The 25,104-nt window shown below is 30.3% G+C and carries 23 protein-coding genes; 16 read left to right on the forward strand and 7 right to left on the reverse strand.

From position 1 onward, the window contains the following. Nucleotides 1-43 precede the first annotated feature (43 nt). Nucleotides 44-499, reverse strand: a complete 456-nt coding sequence (locus tag N4T77_RS12570) for a DMT family transporter (protein WP_261672152.1) — start codon at nt 497-499, stop codon at nt 44-46. 213 nt (nt 500-712) lie between these two features. Between N4T77_RS12570 and N4T77_RS12575 the strand changes: the two genes are divergently transcribed. After that, a complete protein-coding gene (locus tag N4T77_RS12575) occupies nt 713-2,047 on the forward strand; it encodes a CCA tRNA nucleotidyltransferase (protein WP_261672153.1) in 1,335 nt (444 codons plus the stop codon). A 79-nt stretch (nt 2,048-2,126) separates the two neighbouring features. On the opposite strand, the gene N4T77_RS12580 is transcribed toward N4T77_RS12575, so the two are convergent. Together N4T77_RS12580 and N4T77_RS12585 are read right to left on the reverse strand one after the other, a co-directional pair. Then, on the reverse strand, nt 2,127-2,723 hold the full coding sequence (locus N4T77_RS12580; RefSeq protein ID WP_261672154.1) for a hypothetical protein: 597 nt from the start codon (nt 2,721-2,723) through the stop codon (nt 2,127-2,129). Nucleotides 2,724-2,754: 31 nt separating this feature from the next. Continuing rightward, on the reverse strand, nt 2,755-2,961 hold the full coding sequence (locus tag N4T77_RS12585) for a hypothetical protein (RefSeq protein ID WP_261672155.1): 207 nt from the start codon (nt 2,959-2,961) through the stop codon (nt 2,755-2,757). 341 nt (nt 2,962-3,302) lie between these two features. Here N4T77_RS12585 and N4T77_RS12590 point away from each other — a divergent pair, with 341 nt between their 5' ends. From N4T77_RS12590 to N4T77_RS12640, 11 genes are all read left to right on the forward strand, one after another. Further along, on the forward strand, nt 3,303-4,646 hold the full coding sequence (locus N4T77_RS12590; RefSeq protein WP_261672156.1) for a hypothetical protein: 1,344 nt from the start codon (nt 3,303-3,305) through the stop codon (nt 4,644-4,646). A 200-nt stretch (nt 4,647-4,846) separates the two neighbouring features. Next, nucleotides 4,847-6,520, forward strand: a complete 1,674-nt coding sequence (locus N4T77_RS12595) for a dynamin family protein (protein ID WP_261672157.1) — start codon at nt 4,847-4,849, stop codon at nt 6,518-6,520. Continuing rightward, complete coding sequence (locus tag N4T77_RS12600) at nt 6,510-7,994, forward strand: dynamin family protein (RefSeq protein ID WP_261672158.1); 1,485 nt, start codon at nt 6,510-6,512, stop codon at nt 7,992-7,994. Before N4T77_RS12595 ends, N4T77_RS12600 begins: the two co-directional genes overlap by 11 nt. An 11-nt stretch (nt 7,995-8,005) precedes the next feature. Then, entirely contained in the window at nt 8,006-9,148 is a 1,143-nt protein-coding gene (locus tag N4T77_RS12605; RefSeq protein ID WP_261672159.1) for a right-handed parallel beta-helix repeat-containing protein, read from the forward strand. 4 nt (nt 9,149-9,152) lie between these two features. Continuing rightward, a complete protein-coding gene (locus N4T77_RS12610; protein WP_261672160.1) occupies nt 9,153-10,532 on the forward strand; it encodes a hypothetical protein in 1,380 nt (459 codons plus the stop codon). 111 nt (nt 10,533-10,643) lie between these two features. Beyond that, nucleotides 10,644-11,987: a hypothetical protein gene (locus tag N4T77_RS12615; RefSeq protein ID WP_261672161.1), complete on the forward strand. Its 1,344-nt coding sequence runs from the start codon at nt 10,644-10,646 to the stop codon at nt 11,985-11,987. Nucleotides 11,988-12,004: 17 nt separating this feature from the next. After that, entirely contained in the window at nt 12,005-14,137 is a 2,133-nt protein-coding gene (locus N4T77_RS12620) for a dynamin family protein (RefSeq protein WP_261672162.1), read from the forward strand. Nucleotides 14,138-14,717: 580 nt separating this feature from the next. Next, nucleotides 14,718-14,900 (forward strand): hypothetical protein, encoded by a 183-nt coding sequence (locus tag N4T77_RS12625; RefSeq protein WP_261672163.1) that lies wholly within the window; start codon nt 14,718-14,720, stop codon nt 14,898-14,900. Between the two features lie 41 nt (nt 14,901-14,941). After that, nucleotides 14,942-15,103, forward strand: a complete 162-nt coding sequence (locus tag N4T77_RS12630) for a hypothetical protein (protein ID WP_261672164.1) — start codon at nt 14,942-14,944, stop codon at nt 15,101-15,103. Between the two features lie 244 nt (nt 15,104-15,347). Then, nucleotides 15,348-16,508 carry a transposase gene (locus N4T77_RS12635; protein ID WP_261672165.1) on the forward strand — a complete coding sequence of 387 codons (1,161 nt, stop codon included), beginning with the start codon at nt 15,348-15,350 and terminating at the stop codon, nt 16,506-16,508. A 269-nt stretch (nt 16,509-16,777) separates the two neighbouring features. Beyond that, nucleotides 16,778-17,485, forward strand: coding sequence for a 1-acyl-sn-glycerol-3-phosphate acyltransferase (locus tag N4T77_RS12640; protein WP_261672166.1), 708 nt, complete (start codon nt 16,778-16,780; stop codon nt 17,483-17,485). 209 nt (nt 17,486-17,694) lie between these two features. Here the strand turns inward: N4T77_RS12640 and tnpC are convergent, their stop codons facing one another. The 3 genes from tnpC to tnpA form a co-directional block, all read right to left on the reverse strand. Continuing rightward, complete coding sequence (gene tnpC, locus N4T77_RS12645) at nt 17,695-19,236, reverse strand: IS66 family transposase (RefSeq protein ID WP_261672167.1); 1,542 nt, start codon at nt 19,234-19,236, stop codon at nt 17,695-17,697. 108 nt (nt 19,237-19,344) lie between these two features. After that, entirely contained in the window at nt 19,345-19,701 is a 357-nt protein-coding gene (gene tnpB, locus N4T77_RS12650; RefSeq protein ID WP_261672168.1) for an IS66 family insertion sequence element accessory protein TnpB, read from the reverse strand. Next, on the reverse strand, nt 19,691-20,071 hold the full coding sequence (gene tnpA / locus N4T77_RS12655) for an IS66 family insertion sequence element accessory protein TnpA (protein WP_261672169.1): 381 nt from the start codon (nt 20,069-20,071) through the stop codon (nt 19,691-19,693). Before tnpA ends, tnpB begins: the two co-directional genes overlap by 11 nt. A 215-nt stretch (nt 20,072-20,286) precedes the next feature. On the opposite strand from tnpA, the gene N4T77_RS12660 reads away from it, so the two are divergent. Next, nucleotides 20,287-21,357 carry a DMT family transporter gene (locus tag N4T77_RS12660; protein WP_261672170.1) on the forward strand — a complete coding sequence of 357 codons (1,071 nt, stop codon included), beginning with the start codon at nt 20,287-20,289 and terminating at the stop codon, nt 21,355-21,357. A gap of 104 nt (nt 21,358-21,461) precedes the next feature. Here the strand turns inward: N4T77_RS12660 and N4T77_RS12665 are convergent, their stop codons facing one another. Then, nucleotides 21,462-21,758: a hypothetical protein gene (locus N4T77_RS12665; RefSeq protein WP_261672171.1), complete on the reverse strand. Its 297-nt coding sequence runs from the start codon at nt 21,756-21,758 to the stop codon at nt 21,462-21,464. A 62-nt stretch (nt 21,759-21,820) separates the two neighbouring features. Here N4T77_RS12665 and N4T77_RS12670 point away from each other — a divergent pair, with 62 nt between their 5' ends. The 3 genes from N4T77_RS12670 (at nt 21,821) to N4T77_RS12680 (ending at nt 24,972) form a co-directional block, all read left to right on the forward strand. Beyond that, nucleotides 21,821-22,303 (forward strand): hypothetical protein, encoded by a 483-nt coding sequence (locus N4T77_RS12670; protein WP_261672172.1) that lies wholly within the window; start codon nt 21,821-21,823, stop codon nt 22,301-22,303. A gap of 46 nt (nt 22,304-22,349) precedes the next feature. After that, nucleotides 22,350-23,828 carry a 4-alpha-glucanotransferase gene (gene malQ / locus N4T77_RS12675; protein ID WP_261672173.1) on the forward strand — a complete coding sequence of 493 codons (1,479 nt, stop codon included), beginning with the start codon at nt 22,350-22,352 and terminating at the stop codon, nt 23,826-23,828. Nucleotides 23,829-24,066: 238 nt separating this feature from the next. After that, the gene (locus N4T77_RS12680; RefSeq protein WP_261672174.1) at nt 24,067-24,972 is read left to right on the forward strand and encodes a 3'-5' exonuclease; all 906 of its coding nucleotides are present in this window, start codon (nt 24,067-24,069) and stop codon (nt 24,970-24,972) included. The last annotated feature ends 132 nt before the right edge of the window (nt 24,973-25,104 follow it).

Here is a 25,104-nt window from a genome sequence, read left to right on the forward strand (position 1 = left end):
CCACCGGCATAAAACTGGTGGGGGAGATTTAAATTAAATCTTATTAATGAGTTTGTATAATGTATACCCCTGCTACTAATAAGACAATCCCTAAAGCCCTTAAGGGACTTATATGGTGTATCGCAGCGCCAAAGGCACCAAAATGGTCAAAAACTACAGTAAGAAATATCTGTCCACCTATCACTAAGCTTATCATATTGGCAAAACCTATTTTTGGAGGAGCTATTATAGTAGTAAACACATAAAAGGCACCGAATATTCCTCCTGTCCACATCCACCAACTTGTACTTTTAATGCTAGCTAAGGTTGGTTTTGCTCCTATTCCATAGGTTAAGGAAAGAAAAAAGCCTATGGCAAGAGCTATGGCACCTATTGAAAAACTAATAAAAGAAGTCAGCATAGGATCGCCAAGATTAGAACGAAGTTTGCCGTTAATTGCTACCTGTGTTGCTATAGCTAAGCCTGAAAGCAGGGACAGCAAATAGTAAATACTTTTCATTTTTCACACCTCTTTTGTATGTCTTTTAAAGGCAAAGAAAAATATATTATTCCACAGTATTTATTATATCATATTAAGGGTAAATTTGTAATAAAATGCTATTATTCAACCTTTGCAGATTTATTTAATTATATTTAGAATAAATTTGTTATAATAAAAAAGAAAGATAGTATTTTGAGATGACTAAACTTAATATAACATTTTGGAGGTTTTATGTTTATACCAAGTGATGTAAAAATGATTTTAGACACTTTTAAGAATAATGGATACGAATCTTATATAGTAGGGGGAAGTGTACGTGATTCTCAAATTGGGTCATCTTTACCGAAGGATTATGATGTAACTACTAATGCTTTACCAGAAGAAATCATTAAGCTCTTTGATAAAACTATACCTACAGGCATAGAACATGGAACTGTTACAGTTATGATAAATGGAGTTGGGTATGAAGTTACGACTTATAGAATAGATGGTAAATACCTAGACAATAGGAGACCGGATGCTGTTACCTTTGTTTCAAATTTAAAAGAAGACTTAGCTAGAAGAGACTTTACAATAAATGCCTTAGCTTATAATGATGAAAAGGGTCTCGTAGATTATTTTGGTGGTATAGAAGATTTACAAAATAAAATAATTAGAGCAGTGGGAGAGCCTAATAAGAGATTTCAAGAGGATGCATTAAGAATGCTTAGAGCTATTCGCTTTTCTTCTAGGTTAGATTTTCATATAGAAGAAAAAACTTTAGAGGCTATAAAAGCAAATTGTAACCTTATATTAAATGTAAGCAATGAAAGAATTAGGGATGAATTATGTAAAATACTGACATATGATAATTCGAGAAAAGCTTTAAGATTGCTTGAAGAGACTAAATTATTAAAGCTTATACTACCAGAACTTCAAGCAGCAGTAGGCTTTAATCAGCAAAATCCACACCATGACAAAGATGTATTTGAACACACTTTATCTGTTGTCGAAAAATGCCCACCAGAAATAAATTTGAGATTAGCAGCATTGTTACACGATATAGGTAAGCCGCAGTGTTTTACAACTGATAAGAAAGGCATAGGTCATTTTTATGGTCATGATAAAAAAGGTGCTATACTGTCGGAGCAAATACTTAGGAGACTTAAATTTGATAATCAAAGTATAAGTAAAATTAGTATTTTAGTAAGAGAGCATATGAATGTACTAGAAAAACCAACTGATGCTTCTGTAAAACGGCTTATTAATAGGGTTGGTAAGGATTTAATAGATGACCTTTTCGCCTTGCAAAGAGCAGATGCTTTAGGTTCTGTTTCTCCTGAAGTACGTTTAAAACAAATCGATAAAGTAGTAGAAAAAGTAAACTCTATTTTAGAATCTAAAGTTCCCTTATCCATAAAAGAACTTGCAGTAAAGGGTAATGATTTAATAGAACAATTTTCTCTTAAACCAGGGAAAGAGATAGGAGATATGCTTAGGTTTCTTTTGGATAAAGTGTTGGAGAATCCGCAACTTAATAGCAGAGAGAAACTTTTAGCTATAGTTTATGATAAATATATCAAATAAAAAACTAAATTTGTATATCTAAGAATAGCATTTTAAAGAGCCAATTAGAGTGATTAGGAACCACACCAACTGGCTCTTTCTAAATTTCTGATTTCTTAACAAATTTATTGATTTCGTTTTGAATGGTATAGGATATAATTGGCATGGATATTATAGCGTTTTTATAAAGTTTTGTATGAATTCTAGAAAATAGTCTTGATAGTAACGTTTTTTGTGGCCATATTATAAAAGTATTTTTATCTGGATAAATTATAATATCATACTGCATCTTATTATGAGTGATTCGAATATAATGTTTTAAATTTTCCACTTTCATATTTAACTGTGTTAAAGGTAATGTAATTAAATCAATGATTTGATCTTTTGGCATTAAAACCGGCAAAGTAAATGCCGTAGCTCTAAGTTTATCGACTTTAAAAGCTGCAATAATATTTATAATTAAGAAAGATGCACATATTCCCATCAAAATTGAAATAATTGAACCAACATCTTTCTTAAAAGAGATAATAAAAATTATTGATAAAATAGCATAAAATATGTTAAACTTTTTTAGTTCATTTTTAAAAGGAGCTGGAGATGATAAATTAAGATAATTATAATCTTTAAATTCAGTGCCATGATTTCCTGTAAGTTTTGATGTGCTGATAAGTGACTGTTTTTTTATTTTATTGAACATCATGAAATACCTCCATATCTAAAATAAGTATTTATTTTCTTCCTACACCTAATAATGATAGTACAATCCAAATAGGAATAGTAAGCCAGCCCAAAAATAGGGACCAAAATATGTTTCTAAATATAAAATTTGAAGAGGATTCTATGTAAACATAATTTAGTCCTAATACTCTTGTCTTAACAAAATTTATTGACTTAGAACCGAGCCATAAATAAAGTATAACCACCAATATTGCCATTTTTCATTCCACCTTACATAAAGTTATTTTCCTTGCAACAGATTTATTTTAAATAGTAATCAATGTGAAAGTATTCAGTTCAGAAGTTTTGTTTATCCAGTATCAAATTTAAAAAAAATCATAAATTCACATCCTTTGTTGTCTTTATTTAGAATTGGTTTATATCTTAGGTAGATTTTACAACTAAACAGATACGTATATAAATACATTTGAGTTCCGAATTTTATATAAAAAATCGGAACTCATTAGGTTGAAGAAATATGTAAAAATAAATATAATTTGTATCATAAAGAAATACATGAACATAGTGGTAAAAACATAGAAAAGGTGGGGGGACTACATTGAACTTAAAAGATATTGATAAGGATTTATATGATATTATGGATATGAACGAAGATGAATTTACGGATTATATGATTGAGGAGTATAATAAGAAGCCTTCTGATAGTGAAATTATTGTTAAAAGTGGGAAAACAATAGAGAATCTTATTAACGAAATAAATGCATATCATGATAAACTTGTATTTTTAGCTTATAAGTATGAACTTTCCTTAAAAAATAAAGCTGCTTTTATATTAAAGCTTTGCCAGCATAAAGAGAACATTTATGAGCTTATGCCATTGCTGTCTTGTTTTATATGTAGGACCGACTATTTATTTGAATTAAAGAGTAAAAAGACATCAATTAGAAATGAAGGAGGATTAGCTGAGTATCTATTATTAAAGGAAGATATAGATGCTTTTGAAAAAAACGTCAAACAAGTATATTTAAATATAGAAAAATATAGGCAACTTTCAAAGAAAATTAAAGTAGGTAGTAGTAACATAAATCAGGACATATCTTCTAAAAATAAGAAGCTGCTTGTAAAGCTATATAAGCAGTATGTTCAGAGAAAAGGTAAAAACAAGGATAAAAAACAAATAGATAGCGAAAACAAGTTTATAGAGGAAAACATAGAGCAGATACATAATTTTGCCATGGAAACCGCAGAAAGGCAAAGATTATACCCACTTATAGTTTTTCAACTGTTCATTCATTATAAGACAAAGATTACTAAAGAGATGGAACTACTGAATAGAAGTAATTTACTAAAATACAAAAAATATGATGCTGTAGAAAAGGACAATGGCAAGAATTTCAACACATATTCTAATTATATAGCTTTATTTTTAGAGTTAGTAGATAATTTTTCAGATGTATGCGATATATCACTCTGCATGCATGGTTTTGAAAAAACATCAAATCTTGTTGAATGGTTAGTTAACAACAGTCTATATAAAAATATTTTTCACTATACTATTTATTCACTTGTTGGATCAACTTATAGCTCAATTTTCTATGAAGAATCTATATTTTGGACTGATTCTAATTTAAGTATTGATGATTATAATGATTTTGAAGTTAGAGATGAGGATAACCAAAGTAATAAAGGACAGTATTTATCAACATTAATAGAAAGCAAGTTGGAAGAGAAAGATGTGTTAGAGTATTTAAATGAATATGCTAAGGGTAGAAGACAGGCTGCTAAATTTATAAAAAACTTTGCCTATAATTTTCTTAAATCAAATAATTGTAAGCTAGCAAATAGGGAGGAGGAAGGGTATATTTTTCTAATCTTTGAGGGAGAGTTTCAAGCAAAGGCAGATGATGTTATAAAACAAAGGGTAGTAGAATTATTAGAATAGGTAACAATGATTAATATTAGCACTTTGTGAGTAATATGGCAAAATGATGTATATCCATGTATAATTGTTTGTGCATAGGATAATGCCAAAAAATGTGTAAAACTTATTATTTATATGAAAGGTTTGAACTATCTAAAAACATAAGGAAAGATAAATTAATAGTTTTAAAATTAATTATTATAAACAAGGGGAGATTAATATTGAAAGATTCAGCAATAGCACTAAAATATAAAGAGATTTTTAGCGAATACATTCTAATCTCTGAGAGATATGGATTACCAGTTGATTCAATAAAAGATAATATACATCAAATAGATAATTTTAGAGTCACTACACCGGTAGTCGGAGGTTTTAGTACAGGCAAAAGTTCTATGATAAATGCATTACTAGGGAAAGATATTTTGCCAGTTGAAATTACTCCTGAAACAGCTATACCAACTGAAATCACATATGGTCATAATAAGGTACAGCTATATCAAAATGATGAAGTAAAAGAAATTAGTATTGATGATTTAAGGAATGGAAATTTCAATGTAGATAATACCAAACTAATAAGGTTAGAGTATGAAAATGATTTTTTAGAAATTATACAGGCTGTAAAGATTGTAGATATGCCAGGCTTTGATTCAGGCATAGAAATACATAACAAATCCATTAATAACTATTTATCTAACAGTCTAGCATATATTTTAACTTTTAGTGCAGAGGAGCCTGTTATTAAAGAAAGCATAGCAAACTTTTTAAATGAACTTAAAATATACGATGTTCCTGTTTATGTAGTTATAACCAAATGTGATAAAGTTACAAAAAGCACTTTAGAAGAAGTGAAGAAATTTTTAAAGGTTAACATACCAAAAGTATTGAATATACCAAATATAAAAATTGTTTGCGTAGAAGCTCAAGATGATATTGATGTACCAGAGTTAAAAGAAATTCTGAAGGAAATTCAAAAAAATTCAGATAAAATATTTGAGACAGAATTTTCTAGAAAATTAAAAGCAAATTTAAAACCATTAGAAAATTATTTGGTTTCAAGAATAAATAATTCAAAGCTGTCTGTTTCTGAATTAGATGAAAAAATTAAGGCATTGGAAAGACAAATAGATAACATCATGAGTAATTTAGAAAAAGAGAAGAATACCTTTGATATTCAAGCACAGAAATGTATAGATAAGATTAAACAGCGTATAGAAACTGATTTAAGAGCAGCTTCACAGTCTTTAGAAAGTATGATGTTAAATGGTAGTGATATTAAGGACAAGGTTAACATGATTGTTAGAAGTGCAGTAATGAATGGTGTTAAGACTGAATTAGAACCTCGTTTACAGAAATACTTAAAAAATGTAACAGAGCTTATCGATGTTAACATTCTACAGGATACCAATATTGAATTGAATGGTATACAGGTTGCCGCAGATAATATGGTTAAGAATGTTATTTTAAACAGTCTACCAATTGCCTTTGCAGCTATAGGAAGTGCTATTGCAACAATACCAGCATTAGCAGCATTAGGTAGTTTTGCAGGACCTTTAGGGGTTATTATAGGTGGTGCAATCGGTGCCTTTGTAGAAAGTGCATTTAAGTCAAAACAGGAAAATGACAGGCGAGAACTTGCTAGGCAAAAGGTACAGAATGAAATTATTCCTGGAACTGTAGAACAAACAAGTATAAGTGTTGAAACAGAAATCAAGGCTTATATTGCACAGGTAAATGATGAGATTTTTGCAAATATTAAAGAACAAAAGCGTACTATGCAGAAAGCTTTAGAGGATAACAAACAGAAGAAACTATTAGAAGAACAGCAAAATCAACAGGAATTAGAGGAAATTAATGCTGATTTATTAAAGATAAGGAGTGTAGTAAATGGATTATGATGAATTAGAATTTAAATATAATACTTTAAATAAACAATTTGAGTTGTTTAAAAGCATTGTAAAGCCCAATAATGATATAGGGCTTAAGGTTGATTTAAGTAAACTTGAAAAAATTATTAATGAACATATTACAGAAACACTGAAAAAGAATGCTCCACCAAACTTCCCAGAGCTATTTTATGATTTCAAGTATGAATATTCAAAGTTTCGTGAGTTTATTTTATATGACCACTTAATTGGGAGAAATATTGTAGGATTAGGTGGAGGTTTTAGTAGTGGTAAATCTAGCTTTTTAAATTCTTTGATGGATGAATATATATTGCCAGAAGAAATTGACCCCTCTACATCAGTGCCATCCTATATTGTTTATGATAAGGAAACTGCTGTATATGGCGTAAATATATTTGATAGTAAACTAACCCTTAGATTAAAAGATATTAGGAAAATAGCTCATGGATTTGGAGAAGAGATTGATGAAGTTAATAGTACAGTATCAGAGGAAATTACCTTAGGACATATTTTGAAAAGTATGTTTATAGCTACTCCTCTACAAGAGTACAAGCATATTGCATTTTTAGATACACCAGGCTATTCAAAGCCAGATACAGAAGCATATTCAGCAAAAACTGATGAAAAAATAGCTAGGGCACAACTTAATTCAAGTAACTATATTATTTGGTTTGTTCAGGCTACAGATGGAACAATTAGAGAAGAAGATATTAACTTTATTAACACATTAAAACAGGAGATTCCAAAGCTAATTATAGTAAACAAAGCAGATAAGGTTACTAAAACTCAATTTGAAGATATTGTTAAGGAAATTAAGAACAAGCTTGATGTAAAAGGTATAGGTTATCTTGATGTACTTACTTATTCTTCTAATGAACCAACTAATTATGATAGTAAGAAAATTAAAGAGTATATTTTAAATTGGGATACTGCTGTATATGAAGCAACTTTTGCCCATAATTTTAAAGTTCTTTTTGTAAAATGCAAAGAATACTATGAAAATGTCATTGATGAAGAAAGCAGAAGATTAAATAGATTACAGAAAGCTTTGACTTTATCTGATGATACAATTGTAACAGAGTGCTTAACTTCTCTAGTGTCAGAAATTAAAAGGAATATATCGGAATTGAAAAATATAAGTCAAAATTTGAAAAAGCTGCAGGATGAGTTTTTTTCTGAAATTAAGTATATTGCAGACTTAGTTAGTATTTCAATGCCTGAACCTTCCGAAATTGATTTAATAAAGGATAAAGTAAAAGATCCACTAGAAGTACTTGAAGAATTTAAAAAGAAACAAGGGATTAATAATACTTTAGATCTTACAATGATTTTAAGAGATACTTATCGTGATATTAATCCAGTAATTAATAGAACTATGGGAAACAGTAATTATAAAGAAGAAATATATGACATTATAGAAGAGAATTTTGTTATAGATAAGAATAAAATTAAGTTTGGAAAGTGAGGATAGATATAATGGATTTTCAGGCATTTAACTTTAGTAATCACCCATTACAAAGGACTGATGAACATACTCAAACTCTTTATTTAAAGTTTTTATTATCAATAGCAAGAGTAGAAGATAATAAAATTTTTTATGATAAAATGGTTGACTTGTTATCAGTGATGATGGAGGAAATGGATATAAATTTATCTTTAATGACTATATCTAAAAGTGTATTAAGCATCGATAACAATGCTCTAAGAGATTTTTCAGAAACTATAAAAATATCTAATATAGAACAAAATTTTCTTGTTGATGCATTGATGTTTTCAATAATTTTGGAAGGCTCCAGTAATAAAACTCTAAAGTATATTGTAGACATTGCTTCAGTTTTAGGTATAAATCAACAACAGATAAAAGAACTAATGCAATTATCAAAGATAGTATTGGAGCAGGATAAAACTGCATTTAAAGATATGTGCTATGAAGTTTTAAATATCAATGTTTCCAAGTTCATGATGTATACTAAATCCTTTACGGATTTATATGTTATTAACGATATGGATATATATAGTGATGTTAAATATGAATACGATAATGTAGTGTTTGCTAATATGAATTTAATAGGACAGCCTATATGTGACACAATTACAGATATTAAAAAGTTATTAATAATTAATTGTAATTTATCTAATTCAAGTTCAGAATATACAATTTTTGATTGTGGAAAGGTAATTATTAAAAATTGTATATTTGGCAATTTTTCTGATACAGCATTGCATATTTACGATTGTGAAGAACTAGATATATTAAATTGTGAGTTTTCTAATTGTATTCAAAATGTAGATAATGGATATTGTTTTGATTCTGCAACTATGCTATTAGATGATATAGAAAATATAAAAATTAGTGGCTGTACATTTAACAATTGTCACTCAGTACCTCAGTTATCATTAATGGGAATGGTGTTGAATCCATCATCAGCTATAGCAACATTAGAAAATGTTAAATATTTCAGATTGAGGGACTCAAAATTCATCGATTGTATAAGTAATAGAAAGTTTAGTGAAAAGGGAGTACTTTTTGTACTAAATAATACAGAATGTGGCAAGGCCACTTCTTGTATCAGAACTAATAGCTGTGATGTTGGTGATGAAAGATTAGGAAAGTGGTGATGCTATGAAAACTATATCTGAAATACAGAGTGAAATAAAAGGTATGAGTATTAGGTTAAGTGAGTTGTTTAACGAATTAGAAGACCTAAAGCCAAAAGATAACATTAATAAACAAACTGACTTTGTAAAAATCAGTCAGCTAGCACAACGGCATCCAATAAAAGAACATATATTAGAAGAAGCAGATAACTATAAGAAAAAATTATACTTAACCATGTTATCTGCTATAGCCCAAACAAATAATGACAATAGGGAAGGAAAGCTTATATTTTTACATAGAATTTTATCAGGTATTAAATATGAAGGTAGTTTTGAATCTGTTGTAAAAGATGGCATGGAAATAAATGATAAAATTATTGGTGAATTTATTAAATGCATGGAAGACAATGAATCAAAGCAGTTATTTATTTTTGAAAGCTTGATTATTAGTAATCTTGGTGGAGAAATTGATGATATAGCAAAAAAATATATTTCTGAGCTTATTGGAAATTTGGGAATTATCAAGGAAGAAGCTGTATTTTTAATAAAGTTGTCTGCAGTTGTTTTAGAGCAAGATAGTAACAAATACAAGAAATTGGTAAATATTATACCTAAAATAGTAGATATATCTGTATTGCTTAAATCTTATTTAAAAGATTTTGTTAATGGAGTAATTTGTGATACTGAATATATGTATTATATTTATGGCATTGATGCAGATGAAGAAGTAATAAAATCAATATATGACAAAGACCTAGGAAAAATAAAATTAGTGCTTGAAAATGTAAGATTTAATATGGAAATAATCAATGAGAACTTAGAATTTAAAAGTATTGATAGTTTGGTTTTTAATAATTGCAGCTTTGAATCAAGTTATAGACATTATAATGAATTTTCACTTTTTCCTTCGTTAGAAAAGTATAAAAAGATTAATTTTGAATTTGTAAAGAATATTTTTTTTTATAAATGTAAATTTTGGGGTTTTCAAAAAAGAATAGCTATGTTTAATAATAGTCAATGTCAAAATATTAAAATTGAAAAATGCATATTTGAACTATGTGGATGTTTAATAGGAGAGAGTGATAGAAATCTAGGAGGATGCTTTTATATTGATACTGTTAATGATTTTGTATTAAAAGATAGTGAGTTTAGTAACTGTTATATACAACATTTTTCTAAAGGATCATATGTAGATGGAGCTATTGCTCATATAGGGGATGCAGTAAATAATTTTGAAATTAACAATGTTATTTTTACCAATTGTCACTGTTATTGTGGAGAAATAGGCTCCCTAAACATTATTGGTAGAGAAAAGTTATTTAGTATAAGTTACAGAAATAACCTTATTAATACATTAGAAAGGTTCACTAATTGTGAAATTATAAATTCTGGGAAATTATATTAATAGTAAAATTCTATAGTGTTCGTTATAAATAATAGATAACATAAAAAATGTATACTTTGTGTTAAAAGTAATTGTTGTAATATTAACAATGATCAAGAAAGTGGTGATACTATGAAAACTATATCCGAAATGGAAAATGACATAAAAGATATTAGCATTAAGCTAGAAGGGTTACTTAAAGGATTAGAAAACTTAAAACCAAAGGATAACATTAATAATCAAACTGATTTTATGAAAATCAGTCGGTTAGCAGAACAGTACCCAATTAGGGAGCATAGCTTAGAAGAGGCAGATAATTATAAGAAAAAGTTATATTTAACTATGTTATCTGCTATATCTCAAACGAATAATGACAATAGAGAAGAAAAGTTAGTATTTTTACATAGGATATTGTCAGGGATTAAATATGAAGGAAGTCTTGAATCTGTTGTAAAAGATGGTATGGCAATAAGTGATAAAACTATTGGTGAATTTATTAAGTGTATGGAAGACAGTAAATCAAAGCAACTATTCATTTTTGAGAGCTTGATTATTAGTAATCTTGGTGGAGAAATTGATGATATAGCAAAAAAATATATTTCTGATCTTATTGGATTTTTGGGGATTACTAAAGAAGAAGCTATATTTTTAATTAAGTTATCTGCGGTTGTTTTAGAGCAAAGTAACAGTAAATATAAGGAACTAGTAAATACTAGAACGAAAACAGTGGATACATCTATATTTGTAAAATCTTATTTAAAAGATTTTGTTACTGGAGTTATTTGTGATACAGAATCAATGTATTATGCTTATGATATGGATGCAGATGAAGAAATGATAAGTTCAATATCTGGAAAATATAAAGCAGGAATAGAAGTAGTATTCGAGAATGTAAGGTTTAATCTAGAAACAGCTAATGAAGACTTAATTTTTAGAGAGTGTAATAGTGTATTGTTTAATAATTGTAGTTTTAAATCACATAATAAAAATATTAATTTTAAGGGTGCAGAAGAAATTTTATTTTATAATTGTAAGATTTCAGGATTCAATAACAGAGTATGTTTATTTGATGATGAGTGTAAAGATATTAAATTTGAAAAATGCACATTTGAAAAATGTGGTTATTGGAGAGACAAACTTTATAGTGAACAATCAGGTGGATGCTTTTATATTCTTAAAATTAATAGTTTTATATTGAAAGATAGCGAATTTATTAATTGTTATATAGAAAATAGGTACACAGGACAAAACGTATGGGGAGCTATTGCTTATATAAAGCAAGTAAATAATTTTGAAGTAAATAACGTGAGGTTTTCAAATTCTCATTGTGTATGGCCGAGTTCGAGTAATGTTAATGTTTTGTGGAAAAAAGACACTGAAAAAGAGTTTGTTTATGGAGGAAATTTATTTGAGGGAATTTTTAAAAAAGAACATTTCATTAATTGCAAAACCATAAACTCTGCCAGGTTATATTAAAGAAGAGGTGAATTAAGATGGTAATATTTAAAAAAACACAACAAGAACAAGAAAATTTTCAAAACTTTATTACTAAACTTGATAATGTATATGATAGCATTTTACAATATGCGACTATTGAAAATATATCATCAATAAAAAAGATAAAGGAAAATTTTATTTGCAAAACTGATGATTTCTATAGAGAAGATAGAAAGTTGAACATCGGTATTATAGGACAAGTTAAAGCAGGAAAATCATCATTTTTAAATACATTACTTTTTAATGGTGTGGAAGTTTTGCCAAAGGCGGCAACACCAAAGACAGCAACTCTTACAAAAATTGAGTATTCAGAAGAAAACTCAATTACAGTTAAATTCTATACTGTTGAAGAGTGGAAACAGCTAGAAGAAAAGTCCAAGGTGGATAGTTCTTTGGATGAATATGCTGTATCTAGAGAAATTTTGGCTATGGTCAAAGAAAATAACATTGATCCATATGAATATTTAAAACAGGGCAGTCAAAAAATTGTATTTGAAGATAAAAATATTCTTATGAGCCAACTAAATGAGTATGTTGGTCAAAATGGTAAAGTTACGCCACTGGTTAAGAGTGTACGGCTTGCTATTAATAATGATGCTTTAAAAGAAGTGTCAATAGTTGATACTCCAGGACTTAATGATCCAGTAGTTTCACGTACACAAAAAACTAAAGAGTTCATAGAAGTGTGTGATGTTGTATTCTTTTTAAGTAAAGCCAGTAATTTTCTTGAACAAAGTGACAAAGACTTGCTCACAAAACAGCTGCCACAAAAGGGTGTTAAGAAATTAGTACTAATATGCAGTAGATTTGACGAAGGTATTATGGATACTATAAAGCGAGCAGACAGTTTATCTGAGGCTAATGTTTCTACCAAAATGAAATTAAAGAAACATGCAATTAAGACTTTTAACGAAGTGGTTGAGGGGTTTAAACAGAGAAATATTGATACAGATACAGTAAAAGCAATTGATGAATGTAAGGTTCCAATTTTTATTTCTTCAATGACACACAATATGTCAAAAAAAGATAAAGCTGATTATGATGAGCAAGAACAACTTGTATATAAGCAGCTTAATAGACATAAAGATTTAGATGAAAAATATCTTAAACAAATTGGTAATATCAAAGCAGTACAGGATATTTTTGATATAGTTGTCAGTGAAAAGGAAGATACACTTTCTCAAAAAGCTGGCTCCTTTGTTTCTAGTGCAGAGAAAGAAGTTACTGCAGATCTGAATAATTTGAAACAGACAGTACAAAAGAGAATAGCTATGCTTACTGGCAATGATAAGGAAAAACTCGAAAATCAAAAGAGAGAAATGGCAATACAAATTAATAGTATAAAGTCAGAAATTGAAGGGGTTTTTGGTGAACTTTTTATAAATCTAGAAAAAGAAAAGACAGAAGCCTTAGCACAACTAAGAACTTCTAGCAGAGAGTTCTCTGCACTATCAGAAAGAACAGGGACAGAATTTGTTACAAGTTCCTATGAAGTGTCTACCTCAAAATGGTATAATCCTTTTTCATGGGGAACATCCCGAACAGAATACTATACAAGTGAACAGAGATACTATTATTTGGATGCTGCAGATGCTTTAGAAAATATAAGAAACTATTCCATTGAAGCAACAAATGCTATTGAAGATTCCTTTGTTAAGTCTTTGCAATTAGATATAATGAAACGAAAATTGTTAACAGTTGTTATACAAAATTTTAATGCTGCTGATGATAACTATGATCCAGGATATCTTAAACTAATTGCTGAAAAAACATTAAATTCAATGGAAATACCTATTGTAAAAATTGATGTTAGTAATTTTTTAGATTCTATATCCACAAAGTTCTCAGGAGAAATTAGAAATTCCTCTGAAAAATCTAATCTTAAACAAATACTTGCAAGTAGCATTAGTATGTTATTTGATACAATTTCTAATAAGTTTGCAGATGAGTTAATAGGGTTTAAGAAAACGTTGGAAAATTCTAAAGCTGAATTTTTAGGTAAACTTCTTGAGAATATTAATAGTGAGTTTAATAGTGTAATTCAGCAATGTGCTAATAAGGAAAAGGAGATTGAAAAATATAATATACTCATAGCTGAGATTAACAAACAGTTAACCAACATACGTTAATAATTTTGCCTAAATGTTCTATGTTCGCACTATATCATTTAATATAGAAGTTTTATCATTAAAAAATTATTACTTACAGTTTAAGAAACTATAAAAGATATAGATTGTTAGAAGTTGAAGTATTTTTAGGATTAACTAAAATTAAAAATTTAACACAAAAAATGTTTAGAAGACCAAATAAAGTGGAAGTAATTTCAATTAAGTACTCATATAGATTGGCAAGACTCGAATACACATACCCCGTAGAGTTTTGGTGTTGCTATTTAAATAGTATAGTATGAAGAAAAATTAGGGAATAATAAAGAAATGATGTAGGATTTGATAGTCACTGTCACCTGTTTTCCAGCAAGAATTATAGAAATAATCGTATCTATCAAAGAGAAAATAAAATTAAAAAGGGTAATCTAAATTTAAGAGCGGTAATAAATAATGGCATTAATTATCTCCAAATACCGACACTTGAAAAAACTAAAAACAATAGATCTGTAAAAATAGAAGTTCCTATATATTTACCGGAAAAGTTATCAAAAAAGATGGCGAAACAAATGGAAATGATTATAAAAACTTATTTTTAAATTATTTGGGCACTGGAGATGCTTATCAAGTACAAAAAATTAAGAAAAAAGGTAAATATTATTGCCATATAACTTTTGAATTACTAAAAGTACATGAGGTATATACAGGACAGAATAGGATCATAGATATAAATCCTAATCTAGATGGATTTGCTTTGACTATGATAGATAAAATCAATTTGTCATAGTTTCAAAAATTAGGATTTACAAAGAAGAGATTTCATAGTCAATGAAATCTCTTATAGAAAATATAGGTCAAGAACAAATTAGAGAGGGACTTTCTAAGATTTTAGTCCCTGATGAACGAAGTAATGGAATGATAGCTTTAAAAGAAAGTAGACTGTTGCAGTACACTATATTAGAATTAATTCCTACTATAGACTTTGAATAGCATAATAAACACCATGATAAGGACGCATTAACCTTAAATACGAGGAATTCCACAATAACACTGTGTGAAAACGATTTGCACCAAATCAAAGGTTTGAGGTATCTGCTTTTTACAGATGGACATGAATAATATATAACTGAAAAGTATTCAATATACTTTTCAGTTATCCTACTGATGCCCTAGTGTTGGTATGCTATATTTATGTTTACTATGGAAATTATGATGGAAAATGGGAGGTGATAAAGTGATAAGATGTGCAAAAGTAAATTTTAGATGCTCTAAAAAAATATTAAATAGATTGTTTGAGTGCAATAGAATATCAGCAGAAATTTGGAATGATTGTCTTAATATAAGTAAAAATTATTCATTGACAAGTGATGGTAAGTGGATAAATAGAACAGAGCTGCAAAGGGAACTAAAAGGGAAATATGAGCTTCATTCTCAAAGCATACAAGCTATAGCACATAAATACTTGTTTTCAAGAGATGGAGCAAACAAGGCACGACAAAAAGGTTTTACAAATAATAAGTATCCATATAAAAAAAAGAAGAACTTCAATACCAAATGGGTAGATAAAGCTTTTATAATAGAGGGCTATAACATTTATCTAAGTATGGGAAGAGGCGCAGAAAAAGTAAAAGTAAAAGTAAACAAAATACCAAAAGGTGATATAAAAGAAATAGAATTAGTGTATGATCGGAAATTAATGTTATCAATAAGTTATGATGACGGAAAGACTATAGAGGAAAATAAAAATACTAAAAGCTGTGCCGTAGATTTAGGAGAAATACATTCAATAGCTTCTTATTGCGAAAATGGGAATTCTATAATAATAACTGGTAGAAAAATTAGGAGTATTAACAGACTAAGAAATAAGAAATTAGCAGAACTACAAAGATTAATGAGCAAGTGCAAAAAGTATTCCCGTAACTGGAAGAAGTATAACAAAGCAAAACAGTTCCTTTTATCCAAATCGGATAATCAGATAAAAGATATACTACATAAAACTAGCAAAAGTTTTGTAGACTGGTGTATAGAAAACAGCATAAAAGAAGTTGCTGTAGGAGATGTGGAGGGAGTACAGAGAAACGGGAAGAAGAAAAGAAATAAAAAAATAAATCAAAAGCTGTCAAATTGGAGTTTTGGAAAACTTGGAAAATATCTAGCATATAAGTTAGAAGTAAGAGGAATTTCTATAAAAGAAATATCAGAAGAATACACCTCACAACAATGCCCTTGTTGTGGTAGAAGAAAAAAATCTTCTAATAGAAACTATAAATGTATTTGTGGATATAAGGATCATAGAGATATTCACGGAGCTAGGAATATCTTATCAAAGTATAAATATGGAGAGATAAGATATATAGGGGATACAAAAGAACTAAAGTATCTACGTATTGCGTAAGCGAGAAGTAGTAGATGGTGAGAACCCACCCATATAAAGAACTATATGTTGCTTACTGGAAGATATATAGCTACTCCTATACTTGTATAGAGAATAGAAGGCAAACCCTATTATTCATTGAGAGCTTATATATTGAATGATAAGAAGTCCTCACTTCAATAAAGTAAGTGGGGGAGGTTCACATATGCTTCTGGAAAAGATTCTAGAAAGGCCTGAATTAAATACTAAGGAAAGCTTATCAGAAATTATATTAAAAAGGAGAATAGAAAATGATTAAACTATTTTGGTATACTTATTTTTCAATCTACCTACTATTAACTACTATAGTAGGTAGAACTAAATTATTTTTTATCAGAAAGAAATCACCGGAACTAGCAAAGGAATATGCCTATAGAAAGTTACAAAGCATATCAAATCATGTTTTGAAAAAATCTAAAACAACTACGTTAATAGAAGGAAAAGAAAATATTCCGGAAGGACCTTGTCTTTTTGTCAGCAACCATCAAGCTATTTTTGATGCTTTTCTTTTACTTGCAGGCATAGACAAGTTGTCAGGGTTTATTGCAAAAAAAGAGATTGAAAAAATTCCTCTGATTGGAAGTTGGCTAAAGCAAATAGATTCTGTGTATATTGACAGACAGAATATTAGAGAAGGAATGAAGGCTATTAACCAGGGAGTAGAAAATTTAAAAAAAGGATGGTCCATGATTATTTTTCCAGAGGGAACAAGAAGTTTAAAGTCTGAAATGGGTGAGTTTAAGAAGGGTAGTATGAAATTAGCACTTAAAGCAAAGGTGCCTATAGTTCCAATAACAATTGACGGAACTTATAGAGTATTAGAAGTAGGAAATCAGGTAAGAGGACATTCCGTTAAAATGATGATTCATAAGCCTATTTATTTAGAAAATCTTTCTGAAGAAGACAAAAAGAACTTAGCAGAAATTTTACATGACATAATAGAAAGTGGATTAAAGTAAGTTTACAGAGGATACCTAATTAGAAAAGGTAGATAGAGAAAGATAATTCTTGACACTTAAAAACTCAGATAAAGGTTAAATAATAACTATATTTAGCCTTTATCTGAGTTTTTTATAGTAGTAAATAATTTCTATATCGTAAGCGATAAATTACCTAGTGTAGGGCTAAATAGAAACGGCCATCCGATAAGGTGGCCGTAATTTTTGATTTAATTATTCTTTTTACAGGAATCCTGTACCCACGAATCCCAAGGCAGAAATTCCTCTAAGAATTCTGGATTTGCTTCGAACTGAACCCCTGGAAGTTGTTTAAACAAAAACTGAAGGTAAATATACGGGTTCAAGCCGTTGGCCTTTGAAGTCTCAATTATACTGTAGACTGTTGCACTTGCGCTAGCTCCTTTTGGACTTCCATTGAAGAGCCAGTTCTTACGACCAATGGTAAAAGGGCGTATGCTATTTTCCGAGATATTATTGGAGATTACACAATTGCCATCAAGGAGATAATTCATAAACCCATCCTTATGGTTAAGTGCATATTCCATTGCTTTGCCAATCTTAGATTTAGGTAAACAGTTAGATCTTACTGAATCAACCCATGACCAAAAGGCATCAAGAATCGGCTTTTCCGTTTCAAGACGCTTAGACTTTCTTTCTTCCGGCGAGAGGTTTGTCAGTAATTTCTCTATCTCAAAGAGTTTATTGCAGAACTCAAGTCCCTTTGCAGGGAGAGTAGCTTCAGGGCTGCTGATGTCCTTTGGAATGGCTTCTACGAAGTAACGTCTTAGATGCGCCCAGCAAAAGCATCTGGTTATTCCCGGGACTTTATTGTAGCCACTGTATGCATCCGTATGTAGAAATCCCTTGAAACCTTTCAAGAACTTTTGAGGACAGTCACCACTTCGTGAAGGTTGGTAGTCAAAGAGCCGTATAGGCTTCTTACTACCTGCATAGGTGCTGTAAACCCACATATAGGAATCCGATGAGTTTTTCCTACCAGGCTCCATCAAAACTTGGACAGGTGTCTCATCAGCATGCAGATAATTTTCTTCTATCAGCTTTTGGTGCATCAAATTGGTAAGGGGTTTCAGCCAATTTTCCGAAGCAACCATAATCCAGTTTGCCATAGTTGCACGACTAAGCTTCACACCTAAAGATTCCCATTCCTTCTCCTGACGGTATAGGGGAAGAGCATTCACAAACTTCTGATACATAATGTGTGCAACTGTAGATGGCGAAGCCATGGAGTGCTGCACTACAGGGTAGGGCATAGGTGATTTCTCTATATATGGTAAACCAGCCTTACGGCATTTTCGACATTCATAAGATTCCCTATAATAATCGATAACACGAATCTTGGCAGGAATAAACTCAATCTCAGTTCTAATGAACTCCTTGCCGATGCTAACAAGCTCTGTTCCACATTTCTCGCAAAAACGTTCATCCTCAGCAAGGGCACATAGCATCGTATCATGAGGAAGATCCTTCAAAAGTTCTGCTCGCTGTCCTTTGAACTTCTTACGTCTGTAATTTGATACATCCTGTAAGTTTGGTTCTGGGGCAGACGGATTGCTTTCTAATTCAACTTCATTAAAAAGAGACATCTGACCTGTAACAACTGATGTTTTCTCACTGCTTCTTCCAAATAATTTACGGGTCAGAAACTCAACTGTCTCATGTAGGGTTTTATTCTCATGTTCCAGCTGCTCAATACGTTTTTCGAGTTTTGTTATCTGTTTTTCCGTATACATAATCGACAGTTCCTTTACTGATTTTATTTACCTATATTATACCATAAAATCAGAATTTTCGCATCAATAAAAGCTCGAAGAGCCGCATATTTCCAGACTTTTTTGCCCTTAAATAGCAGTTTGTATATCTACTTTTTTTACAGCCTTAGGTTGATTTATGGAGAGACCTTCTAAGAGCCACCGAAACTCCTGAGGCGTGATAGATTTGACTGCCTCGGCATCCTTTGGCCATTGAAAGTAGCCAGTTTCTAAACGCTTATATAGAAGTACAAACCCGTCACCTTCCCAATAGAGTGCTTTCATTCGATCTCGTTTTCGACCGCAGAATAGGAACAGGCTGTTCTGGAAAGGATTCAACTCAAAGTTTTGCTGTACAATTGCAGCCAGCCCATCAATCGACTTTCTCATATCAGTATAACCTGTTGCGATGTATATTTTTTCTGCCTTTGAAATGTCACCTAGCATTTTGTAGTACCCTTATAGTATTTTCAATTAAGCTAGCTGAAGCACTGTTGTGAATTTCGAGCACTGCAGATCCTAAGCGGATAATAATATCAGCCTGGTCTGTTTCTGAAGAAACATAGGCTACGTCTATAGGAGTGGAAGTTGATAACTTAGATGTGTCTAAGGGAACTATTTGTTCCTGAGAGTTTATAGGGGGAAGCGCCTTACAGGCAGCAGTGCGAATTTTTCTTAGCCAATAGTAGTAACTATTAGTCCTAATGTTATTATTTCTGCACCAAGAAGATATATTTTCTCCACTACTGCGACATTCTCGTATAATTTTAATCCATTGGTTCATTCTATACTCTTGAGTTGCTTTTTGAGTGTCCATCTAAAACCTCCTTTTAAAGTTTTTCAAGTAAACTTTAAAAACTTTAAAACTTATTTTAGAAGATTATCTCACACTTTTTAAACGCTTTCCATCCACTTTCTTATTAGCCGCTTACTCTATATCTTTAAATTCTGTAAAACCTTATAAAAATAGTGAAGGATTTCAGTATATTTGGTATTATATAACTAAAAAGGAATTATGATGGGGTGATATAAATGGATAGGCAAAAATCAGTAATTCAGATACTTTTAGCAGCAGCCTTATTTGGTTCTAGCGCGCCAATTTCTAAGCTGCTTTTAGGTAAAATAGAGCCAATTCCTATGGCAGCTTTTCTATATATTGGTAGTGGTCTGGGGATTTTTATATTTAAACAAATTGAAGGTGTTTTAAACAAAAGAAGTGAACAGGAGGCACCTTTAAGAAAAAAAGATATACCTTGGCTTTTGGGCGCAGTGTCTTTTGGAGGAGTATTTGCTCCCATAATACTTATGAACAGTCTTCAATCAACACCTGCGTCTACTGCTTCCCTTCTACTAAACTTTGAGGGGGTTGCCACTACACTGATTGCAGCAGCATTATTTAAGGAGAGCATAGGAAAAAGAATATGGACAGCAATCCTTATAATAACGCTATCTAGCATAGTGTTATCATGGGATTTTAGTAATCAATGGGGAATTTCCCCAGGTTCATTAGGAATAGTAGCTGCTTGTTTTTGTTGGGGAATGGACAATAATTTTACAGGTAAGATATCTCTAAAGAATCCTTTTTCTATAGTTACTATAAAGGGTTTTTCAGCAGGTATATTCTCACTTTTTCTTGCCCTTTTACTGAAAAATCCTATGCCTAGTTTCAAAACTATACTTCTAGCTATGATCCTCGGTTGTTTTAGTTATGGCTTTAGCATTGTGTTATTTGTATTAGCGCTTAGAGGTCTCGGTAGTGCTAGAACAAGTGCTTTTTTTGCAACAGCACCTTTTATAGGCACTATCTTATCCTTTATAGTGTTCAAAGAGAACATAGAGTATAATTTTATAATAGGATTTTCAATAATGATATTAGGAACTATATTGTTATTAAAAGAAAGTCACATTCATGAACATTTTCACAGCTTTGAAACTCATGAGCACAGACACTGTCATAGTGATGAGCATCATAATCATAGTCATCCAATGGAGGAATTAAATCGTAGTAAGTGGCATTCTCATGTACATACACATAACGAAATATCTCATTGTCATGAACATACTCCAGACGTTCACCATAGACATGAACATAAAGAAGACTGAGAACAAAAGATAAAAATAGAAAGCTGGCTCACAATGTAAGCTTTAAAAAAATGTTTGAAGGAAGAAGGAGAACTAATGTAAAAAAAGAGGGCAGAGTCTAAGAATTATTCTGTCCTTCTTGTAATTAAATCCTGAAGACCTTCAATCAGTTTCCTTTTCTTATTTATAGAGTGTGTCATATTGGAAAGCTCCTTTTCTAACTTTAAATTTTTACTTCTTATAATTTTAAGTTGTAGTTCTAGCTGGTGAATTTGGTTTAATTTATTTTGCTCTACTTCAAAATAGGTATCATCTATGTACTTTTTACTTTTAAAAAAGATTTTAATATAATCTATAGCAGACAATGTAAATTTTTTTAGTATTTTTGTATACTTTAATATCAATTCATATAAATTATTCATATTTAACAACCCCTATAACATTATTTTATAATGATTATGTTATCTAATACAAGGAGAAAACTATGAAAAAAAGAGAAAAAGTTCTATCAAAGTTTATGAACAAGTATAATAATTTTAAGAAACAAGGAATAGCCAAAGTAGAAAATAAAATAAAAGATTTATCCTTGAAGATAAAAAAGGAATCATTAAAATTCGATGAACTGATAAAAACTAGAGAAAAATTTAAAGAAGAAAATAACAAATATGATGAAGTATACAATTCATTGATAGAAGTTTTAAAATTAAGAGGACTATTGTTTAATATACCTAATAAAAATGTTAAGGTAAGGGAATGGGATAACTTACTGATAAAAAAGATAAATGGGCGATATGAATTAATAAATAAAAACAAGGAACAACTATATCTTTTCGAAGAAAAATATAGTGAGGTCATAGAGCACATAATGACAGAGTATTATTATAGTGTAGTTGTCACTAGGATAGATAGAAGACATATTAAGGTTCAGCTTAGAATTACTGGGGATGAGATAGGAATAAGCCATTAGCCAAAAGTCAATTCATGTAAAGCAAGAATAAAGGAGAAGAAGGAAGATGATTACAAGAAGTAGCGGGATTTTAATGCATATTACATCTTTATCAAGTCCATACGGCATAGGAACCTTTGGAAAAGAAGCTTATAAATTTGTAGATTTCCTAGTAAAATCAGGACAAGGATATTGGCAGGTATTGCCTTTAGGTCCAACAGGAGAGGGACATTCACCTTACCAATCCTTCTCAACCTTTGCAGGCAATCCATATTTTATAGATCTAAACTTATTGAAGGAAGATGAATTACTTAAAAAAGAGGACTATGAAAAGATAGACTTTGGAGATAATGAGGAAAGAGTAGACTATAAGAAAATATTTAAAAATAAGATGCCTATTTTAAGGCTTGCCTTCGAAAATAGTAAAGGAGAATATGAAAATCAAATAGCAAAATTTAGAGGTGAGAATAAGGATTGGTTAGAAGATTATGCTCTTTACATGGCTGTAAAAGAGAACTTTGATTCAAAGCCATGGCAACAATGGGACGAAGATATTAAGCTAAGAAAAGAACAGGCATTGGTACGGTATAAGAAAGAGTTGAAAGAAGAAATAGATTACTGGATATTTTTACAATACCAGTTTTTTAAACAGTGGACAGCTTTAAAAAATTATGCCAATGAAAAGAATGTTAAAATAATTGGAGATATTCCAATATATGTAGCAGAAGATAGTGTAGATACTTGGGCAAATAATGAAGTGTTTCTTTTAGATGAAGATAAGATGCCAATTGCAGTTGCAGGTTGCCCGCCAGATGCCTTTTCAGCTACAGGACAATTATGGGGAAACCCTATATACAATTGGAGATATCTTGAAAAAACTGATTATAAGTGGTGGATAGGAAGGATAAAAGGTAATACTAAACTCTATGATGTAACTAGAGTAGACCACTTTAGAGGTTTTGAATCCTTTTGGCAGATTCCATATGGTGATGACACTGCCGTAAATGGAAAATGGGTGAAGGGACCGGGAATAAATCTTTTTTATGCAATAAAACAGGTTTTAGGAGAAATGGATATAATAGTTGAAGATCTAGGATATTTAACTAAGGAAGTTATAGATTTTAGAATAGTTTTAGGATATCCAGGAATGAAGGTGCTGGAATTTGCTTTTGATGATAGTGAGAAAAATGAACATCTTCCTCATAATTATGATAAGAATTGCGTAGTTTATACTGGAACCCATGATAATGAAACTGTTATAGGTTGGTTTGATAGTGCACAAAAAAGTCATGCGGATTTTGCTAGAAGATATTTGAAATTGAACAAAAAGGAAGGCTATCATTGGGGATTTATAAGAGGTGCTTTAAGCTCCACTGGCAATCTTGCAATAATACAGATGCAGGATTACTTAGGCTTGGGTAGTGAGGCTAGAATGAACACTCCATCAACTCTGGAAGGAAATTGGCAGTGGAGGGTAAAGAAAGATGTTTTAAATGATAGTTTAGCTAAAAAGATAAACAAAATTACCAAATTGTATGGAAGGTAAATAGGTTATTATATGGAAAAAATGCCTTCTTAACATTGTAAGTTCAGGCATTCCTAGTATTTAAGATGACTTTTTTAAGTATAAATTTGAAGAATTGTACTTAAAAAGTTATTTTAATTTACTTTTCTAATTTAATTTTAATTTTATTTTCTTTATACTAAAAATAGGAACACAAATCTGATACAATATAGTAATAAAGAAAAATTAAGCGAAAAGTTAGAGGGGAAGAGTAAAGGCGATGCAGTATATTATTGTTGATATGGAATTCAATAACTTAAGAGACATAGAACAGTGTTATCCTAATTTTTACACTGAGTATGGTAAGATTTTGGATAAAGCAGAAGAGTGTCCTAATGAAATTATAGAAATTGGAGCGGTAAAATTAGATGGGCAGCTTAGAACATTAGAAACCTTAAAATTATATATTAAACCAACTATATTTCCTATAATTAATCCCAAAGTAAAAGAAATTACAGGTATAGGTGAAGAAGATTTGAAGGAAGGAATTCCTTTTTTAGAAGCAATAGACAAGCTTCGTAGTTTTATAGGAGAAGATAGTATTCTTTGCTCTTGGGCTAAGGATGACGTAGTGGAACTTATAAGAAATGCAAATTATTATAAATATGGAAGCATAGAATGGATTAGCTCTTATTTAGATATTCAGGAGTACTGTACTAAAGTATTGGCTTTGAATAACTCTATTAGCTTAAGAAGAGCATTAGATAGGTTTAGGGTAAAGGTGGACGAAAATAAGCTTCACGACGCTTTAAATGATTCCGTATATACTGCAGAGGTTTTTAGAAGATGCTTTAATAGTAGAGCCGTTAAGAATTATATAGTTGAAGACATTAATCAAATGCCTGCAGTAGTTCTTAGAATAGATGAAAATTTTAAGTTAGAAGAGGGTAAGACAGAATTTCGCTGTCCAAGATGCAAAAGGGAAGTGAATTTTGAGTATCCATTAAGAGTTTTAAAATGGAGATTTGTTGGAGTTGGGTATTGCGAAAGATGTAAATCTAACATAATGCAGGAAATAGTTATCAAGAAAAACCTTGTAGGCGAGGAGATTTATAAAAATACAAATAAAATACTAAACGACGAGGAGTATAGAAATATTACAGGAAGGTTAGAAAAGATAAGCTAGGGGCAGTATTAATTTTAGCGGTTTATGGGAAAGGCATAAAATTAAAAAAAGAGGAATAGTGCAATTAAAATATATTAATAAAATTTTATTTAAATAATTTAAAAATTTACAGTAAATATACAAATTAATACT

This window comes from Clostridium sp. CX1 (assembly GCF_025398335.1).
GTDB lineage: Bacteria > Bacillota > Clostridia > Clostridiales > Clostridiaceae > Clostridium_AM > Clostridium_AM tanneri.